The organism is Colidextribacter sp. OB.20 (genome assembly GCF_009911595.1).
In the GTDB taxonomy this organism is placed as follows: Bacteria; Bacillota; Clostridia; order Oscillospirales; family Oscillospiraceae; genus Lawsonibacter.
In genome coordinates this window covers 1-6,471 of sequence record NZ_QWKG01000002.1, presented here as the reverse complement: position 1 = coordinate 6,471, position 6,471 = coordinate 1, and the positions used below count along the sequence as shown (strand labels likewise).

Below are 6,471 nucleotides of genomic sequence, written 5' to 3'. Positions count from 1 at the left end.
GTGGACGATGGCGGCGGTTCTGGAGGGGGAAGCAGCTTGGAGACCTATTCCACCGAGGAGCAGAGGATCGGCACATGGTTCGGGAGGCCGCTGTATCGGAAATGTTATGAAGTAGTATTACCGAGTGCAGTAAATACATCTAAGGTCCTGTTTACATACGACGAAAACATGAACCCAAAGATGCTGAAGGGCTGGATGGCGAACGATATCTATGTGATTCAACTGCCTTATTTCGGCTACGATAAAAATATTATCTCTCTATTTGGCCGTACCGCCACAAGAGAGATCGTCGGCGTTATAACTTATGACGGATGGAAAAACTATCCTGCTGTCGTAGTCATCGAATACACCAAAACCACCGACCCGGAGGTGAGCGCATGAAAATCTATTCCAATGGCAAAATGCTGGAGGTTGGCGGCGGCTCTGGAGGAGGAAGCAGCTTGGAGACCTATTCCACCGAGGAGCAGAGGATTGGGACATGGATTGATGGGAAGCCGTTGTATAGAAAAACATACTCCTCAACTACTCCAAATGCACTGAAAGCCTGGGCAGATGTGTCTATGAACCCTCTTAGCGAAGTAGACCAAATGCTATTTATAAATTCAAGAGTTGACGTACATAACGAGAATCTTCTGATTTTTGGGGGAAGCATAAGTTTTAGCCTGGGTTGGAATAAATTAACAAAAAGAGTGCGTATTTACAATGATTATTCGACGACAACAAAAGCACCATTTTTATTTACGCTTTACTACACTAAAGTAACCGACCGGGCCACTATTGATTTTCCCACCGTGCTGACCCCCGAACTGGAAGAATCTAACCAAAACTACACCGTGGCGGCCTCCACGGCCCCGGTGGAATTTTGCAGTAAGGAGGTGTAAGCGTTGAGCGAAAACTGTAGTGATTGCTTGGTAAACGCCCGGGTAGACAGCCTTGAAAAGGAATTTGATCGCTACCGTGACGGGTCAACCAAGACCCACAAGGAAATGTTTGAGCGGCTTAACGCCCTGGAACAGGATAAGACCGCCCTTGCCACTCGTTTGGAAGGGATGGACGCCAAGCTGGACAAGCTGGTCTCCTGGCGGGAGGTTCAGGACGATAAGCCCAACAAGCTGCTGGACAAGCTGAAAGAAAGCTCCATCTGGCTGGTGCTGGCCGCTGTGATTGGCGTGGTGCTAGGGAGAATCGGGCTGTGAAAAAACTGCTGAACACGCTCCAGAGCATCAACCACCTGTTCGCCAAGCTCATCGTCCTGTGGTGCGTGGCCTGCGGGACCGTGGCCTCCGCCTGGGCACTGCGGATCCTCTCCCGTACCGGCCACGACCCCTCAAAGCTGCTGGAGGTGATTCTCGCCTTCTTCGGCGGAGAGCTGCTGATATTGTGTGCGAAAACCATTTTAGACAAGAAGAAAAGGAAGGATGATTCAAATGACTGACCTGACCCCTGTAATCAACGCTTTTATCGCTCTGGTAGCCGCCCTCATCACCGCCTTCGTGATCCCCTGGATTAAGCGGAATACCTCCGCCAAGGACCGTGAGGAGCTGCTGAAGTGGGTGGAGATCGCCGTCATGGCCGCCCAGCAGCTGCACTACCAGCTGGACGGCGAGGAACGAAAAAAATATGTGCTGGATTTTCTGGCGCAGAAGGGCTACGACGTGGAGAGTGAAGAGATCGAAAACGCCATCGAGGCCGCCGTGCTGAAGCTTCATCAGGAGATGGAGGAGAAGAAATGAAATACACCCAGGAACATCCCCCTCTCCAGTGCTTCATGAGGCAGAGTACCTGGTACAACAGTGTGGGGCCTGTGACCGTCCGGGGGGTGCTTTGGCACTCCACCGGGGCCAATAACCCATATATAAGCCGGTATGTCCAGCCAGATGACAGCGCCCCGGACCGGGCGGAGCTGCTGAAGCTGCTGGGGGTCAACAAAAACAAAAACGACTGGAACCACACCGAAAGAAAGGCCGGCGTACACGCTTTTGTGGGCAAGCTGGCCAGCGGTGAGGTGTCGACAGTTCAGGTAGGCGAGTGGAACAAGAAAGCCTGGGGCTGCGGTTCCGGGAAAAAGGGCTCCTGCAATAACGGCTGGATACAGTTTGAGATTTGTGAGGACGCGCTTAATGACCCGGTATACTTTGAAAAGGTCTACCGGGAAGCGGTGGAGCTGACGGCATACCTGTGCAAGCTCTACAATCTCGACCCGCGGGGCACTGTTACATACAACGGCGTCAAGGTGCCTGTGATCCTATGCCATCAGGACAGCTACCGGCTGGGCCTGGGCTCTGGCCACGCCGATGTGCTTCACTGGTTCCCCAAGATGGGAAAGACCATGGACGATGTCCGGGCCGACGTGGCCAGGACCATGAAAGGAGAAGATGACGAAATGTTGAGCTATGAGCAGTGGAAGCAGTATATGGGGCAGTACCGGGCCGAGCTGGCCGCCCAGGTTCCGGAGTGGGGGGCGGACGAACTGGCCCGGGCGGTAGCAATGGGCATCACCGATGGCTCCCGCCCCTGTGATCTGGCGACACGGCAGGAGGTTATGTCTATGGTGGTCAGGGCTAACAAATGATGTCTAATGCAAGAGTGAAGCTGCCACCCGAATTGGATACCATGCCAAGGTTTCAGTTGGAGGATTGTATTGTGCAGGCCCACCTTGGGTCAGTAGATACTTGGCTTGTCAAAAAATATATCTTTGACCGAACAGCCCAGGCTGACCTTGCGGCGGAATTGGGATGGACCAGATGTACAGTATCTGCTCACCTCAAAAGAGCCTTCAGACATCTTACGGAAATAGCCGAAAACTTATACATAAACCATGCATAACTTTGACACAGGCCCCACACATTGTGGCCTGTGTTTTGCTATACTTATCTCAGCGGCCAGGGGACGGGCGGTACACGTCCCGCCCAGCGTCCCCCGGCCCGCTGATTTGATGATAAGGACGTGGTTTTATGTATGCGAATCCTTATGCTGGCAATGCGGGGATTTATCAGCCTGACCCAAACGCTATGACGGTACGGCAGCAGCCCTCTCAGCCGGCCCAACCGCAAGGAAACACGGGCGAGCAGACAGTGTTTCCCTGTGTGCCCGTTATGTCCCGGGCAGAAGCGGAGCGGGCGGAATTTAACTGCTTTGGCCCCGGTCTCATTATGACGAACTTGGGACAGGGAATGATTTATCTCAAAAGGTTCAATCCACAGAAGGGTGAGGTTGAGATTTTGGACTTTGCCTTTGTTCCGCCCCCTCCGCCCACAGCTCCGATTCCGGCGGCCTATAATCCACGGGATGATATTGCAGCCATGCGGGAAAATATGGCTGCTTTGCAGGCCAGCGTTGCCGCGTTGTGCGGAGAAATTGAGGAAAGCAAGAAGGCTGGTCAGAAAAAGATCGGCGGGAAGGCGGCAGAAGCATGAACGGAATGGGAAACATCCCTCAGATGATGATGCAGGGGATGATGCAGGGAATGAGTCCCATGCAGAATCCTATGGTCCAGGAAATCATCCGCATGAGACAGCAGGGTATGAACCCTGTAGCCGCATTCCAGCAGCTGTCCCAAAAATACCCGCAGCTGCAACAGGCCGCTCCTTTCCTGGCGGGCAAGACCCCCCAGCAGATGGACCAGACAGCTCAAAACGCCCTCCAGCAGTCCGGGGTTGATCCCAACGCTGTGGCCCAGCAGTTCCAGCGGTTTTTCTAACCACAATTTCATATAGAGATTCATTCTCTTTTTCGGTTTCGCCCGGTTCCTGATAAAAAACCGCTCTTGGTCAGTCCACGACCGGGAGCGAATCAGCACCCGGAGTGAATATATCGAAAAGGAGAATTTTTTATGGCAGAAAACAACGACGCCCTGATGGCCTACGCTATGGGGCAGGATAATGGCCGCTGTAACAACAATAACGGCGGCTGGGGAGACGGCTGGATGGGCCTGATCGCCTTCGCCATGATCTTTGGCGGTTGGGGCGGCGGCGGCTGGGGCGGCTTCGGCGGCGGTTATGGCGGCGGTGGTGCCTACCCCGTGGAGGCGATCCTTCAGCGGAGCCTGGACACCCAGACCATCATCGGCAAACTGGACGGTCTGAACAATGGGACCTGTGATGGGTTCTACGCTATGCAGAACAGCATTAACGGGGTAGGCACTACCGTTATGCAGACCGCCTCTCAGGCGGAGCTGTCTCGGTGCCAGCAGCAGGCCGCGCTTATGCAGCAACTGTATAACCAGAGCTTCCAGAATCAGCAGTGCTGCTGCGAGACCCAGCGGCTGATCGAGCGTACCTCCTGCGACGCCGCCTACGCCGCCGCTACCAATGCCGCCAACATCATCCAGAACGCCCACAACGACACCGATCGGGTGATCGCCAAGCTGGACGCCATGGAGATGGCCCGCAAGGATGAGACCATCGCCGCCCTGCGCGGTCAGGTCCAGGCCCTGAATCTGGCTCAGTCTCAGGCGAATCAGAACGCCGCCATCGGCGCTATGATCTCCGCCAGCGAGGCCACCATCCTGCGCCGAACCGGCGCTGAGTGCCCCTCCGCCGCTTATCTGGTCAATCCCCCCACGCCCGTAAACTTTCCCACCAACGGCTGCGGCCAGGTGAATTTCAACGGCTGGAATCAGGGCTGCGGCCAGGGCTGTGGCAGCTGCTGCTAAGCAGTACTACTCCCCGAAAGGGTGATTATTTCGGGGCGGCGGGAATATCCTGCCGCCCCTGACTTTCAGGAGGTAACTATGAAATCCGTGAAATCCGAAATCAAAAATAAGATGGATGAACACATTCAAAACATTCTGGCAAAACCATCTATCAGCAATGAGGACTACGCACTTTTGCGGCAGGAACTGTCTGAGATGCCTAGCGACAACTGGAACCCTGTGTGGCTTCCCGTTCTGATGATGCTTTTTTCCAGCGGGGTTGGAGGTGTGAAAGAATGAACTGCAAACCTGTCTGTAAACTCTGCAACAAGCTGGTGATGTCTCAGTCCGTCACCTTTGCTGGAGGTAATCTGGTCATCAACCTGCCCGCTGGCTCCTATGGCAACGGGTGCAAGTACTGCATCGTGGTGGCCCAGGCCATTCCCGCCACCGCCACCATCAACGCCCCTGTGGTAATTACCATCGGGACCGGTACGGAGCAGTACCCGCTCACCAACCGCTGCTGTGCCCAGGTCACCGCCTGCGGCATCCGCACCAGGACCCGGTACTCCACCGTTGTCTCTACCAGCGCCACCGGCGGCACCTTTAAGCTGCTGGGCAACGCCTGCCCCTGCCCCACCAACAACCTGGCCAGCATCAACGGCACGGCCCCCGCCGCCCCCACGGCATAAAGGGGGAGCAAGATGAATAGATACACCAAAATGCGGCTTATGACCTCCAGGAGCGGCCAGGATGACCGAGGCGACGACCGCCGTGACTACGACCGTCCCGACATGAGGGACGGCTACAGCGGCCCCGAGAGCCGTTTCCGGGACCGTGACGGACGTGAGCATTATAACGATGGCCGCTATGCCCCCATGAATCGGGGCGGGGCCTATGGTGGTGAGCCTATGGACCGGGGCGGCTACGGATACCCTCGCTCTGAGTACATAGAGCCCTATTCCCACTATCCTATGACCCCCTATGTCCCGCCCGTCTATCAGCGGGAGGACTGGCAGACCCGAGAAGGATACCGCCCCATGAACAAGATCGGCTTCTCCGTCGATGGCGAAATGGAGCGGCTGCCGCGGGAGCTGGACCACGACTATCCCATGTCTGCCGGGTATGAGGGCAGAGAGGAGATGTCCAGGCATCAGGGCAACGGCTACAGCATGGGTCAACGGCCCAGTGTGATGCCCGTATTCAACCGCCAGATGGCGGAGGAGTGGGTTTCTAAGATGCAGAATTCCGACGGCACCCGTGGACCTCATTTCTCGATGGAGAAGGCCAAGGAAGTCATGAAGCAGTACAACGTGGACTGCGACCTGCTGGAGTTTTGGGTGGTTATCAACAGCCTGTATTCCGACTATGATCAGGCGTTGAAAAAAAACAACGCCTCTACTTTGGAGCTCTATGCGTGCCTTGCCAAGGCCTGGATTGAAGACCAGGACGCTGTGCCCAATAAACTGGCGGCTTATTACACCTATGTGGTGAAGCACTGAATATAATCCGGGAGATGCTAAAATCTCCCGGATTATATATCATTTTTCAACATTAGTTGTATTGTACTAATTATATGTTACCTACTGGGCCTCAGGGCTATCCGGGCCCTGCCGGTCCCACTGGTCCTACCGGCCCTCAGGGCATCCCCGGTCCTGCCGGCGCCACAGGCGCAACGGGCGCTACCGGAGCCACCGGCGCGACAGGTGCTCAGGGTCCTGCCGGTCCCGCCGGTCCTACTGGCCCTGCCGGCCCTGTAGGCGCGACTGGCGCTACCGGAGCTGCCGGCGCTGTGGGTCCCACCGGCCCTGCCGGTGCCACTGGGGCCACCGGCGCGA

Annotated in this window: 12 protein-coding genes; all 12 read left to right on the top strand. The window is 55.9% G+C overall.

The window, feature by feature from the left end:
• Positions 1-381, top strand: a 381-nt coding sequence (locus tag D1641_RS00890) for a hypothetical protein (RefSeq protein WP_207708638.1), incomplete at its 5' end; no start/stop codon positions are given.
• Complete coding sequence (locus D1641_RS00885; RefSeq protein WP_160662512.1) at positions 378-881, top strand: hypothetical protein; 504 nt, start codon at positions 378-380, stop codon at positions 879-881. The genes D1641_RS00890 and D1641_RS00885, both read left to right, overlap by 4 nt.
• Positions 882-884: 3 nt before the next feature.
• On the top strand, positions 885-1,196 hold the full coding sequence (locus D1641_RS00880; RefSeq protein WP_160662511.1) for a hypothetical protein: 312 nt from the start codon (positions 885-887) through the stop codon (positions 1,194-1,196).
• The gene (locus D1641_RS00875) at positions 1,193-1,435 is read left to right on the top strand and encodes a hypothetical protein (protein WP_160662510.1); all 243 of its coding nucleotides are present in this window, start codon (positions 1,193-1,195) and stop codon (positions 1,433-1,435) included. Before D1641_RS00880 ends, D1641_RS00875 begins: the two co-directional genes overlap by 4 nt.
• Positions 1,428-1,733: a phage holin, LLH family gene (locus D1641_RS00870; protein WP_160662509.1), complete on the top strand. Its 306-nt coding sequence runs from the start codon at positions 1,428-1,430 to the stop codon at positions 1,731-1,733. Before D1641_RS00875 ends, D1641_RS00870 begins: the two co-directional genes overlap by 8 nt.
• Positions 1,730-2,572: a peptidoglycan recognition family protein gene (locus D1641_RS00865; RefSeq protein WP_160662508.1), complete on the top strand. Its 843-nt coding sequence runs from the start codon at positions 1,730-1,732 to the stop codon at positions 2,570-2,572. The genes D1641_RS00870 and D1641_RS00865 overlap by 4 nt, the downstream gene beginning before the upstream one ends.
• Positions 2,573-2,954: 382 nt before the next feature.
• Positions 2,955-3,416: a hypothetical protein gene (locus tag D1641_RS00860; protein WP_160662507.1), complete on the top strand. Its 462-nt coding sequence runs from the start codon at positions 2,955-2,957 to the stop codon at positions 3,414-3,416.
• Positions 3,413-3,700 (top strand): hypothetical protein, encoded by a 288-nt coding sequence (locus D1641_RS00855; RefSeq protein ID WP_160662506.1) that lies wholly within the window; start codon positions 3,413-3,415, stop codon positions 3,698-3,700. Before D1641_RS00860 ends, D1641_RS00855 begins: the two co-directional genes overlap by 4 nt.
• Positions 3,701-3,832: 132 nt before the next feature.
• Positions 3,833-4,654 carry a hypothetical protein gene (locus D1641_RS00850; RefSeq protein WP_160662505.1) on the top strand — a complete coding sequence of 274 codons (822 nt, stop codon included), beginning with the start codon at positions 3,833-3,835 and terminating at the stop codon, positions 4,652-4,654.
• A 78-nt stretch (positions 4,655-4,732) separates the two neighbouring features.
• The gene (locus D1641_RS00845) at positions 4,733-4,933 is read left to right on the top strand and encodes a hypothetical protein (RefSeq protein WP_160662504.1); all 201 of its coding nucleotides are present in this window, start codon (positions 4,733-4,735) and stop codon (positions 4,931-4,933) included.
• Positions 4,930-5,325: a hypothetical protein gene (locus tag D1641_RS00840; RefSeq protein WP_160662503.1), complete on the top strand. Its 396-nt coding sequence runs from the start codon at positions 4,930-4,932 to the stop codon at positions 5,323-5,325. The genes D1641_RS00845 and D1641_RS00840 overlap by 4 nt, the downstream gene beginning before the upstream one ends.
• A 12-nt stretch (positions 5,326-5,337) precedes the next feature.
• Positions 5,338-6,135: a hypothetical protein gene (locus D1641_RS00835; protein WP_160662502.1), complete on the top strand. Its 798-nt coding sequence runs from the start codon at positions 5,338-5,340 to the stop codon at positions 6,133-6,135.
• Positions 6,136-6,471 lie beyond the last annotated feature (336 nt).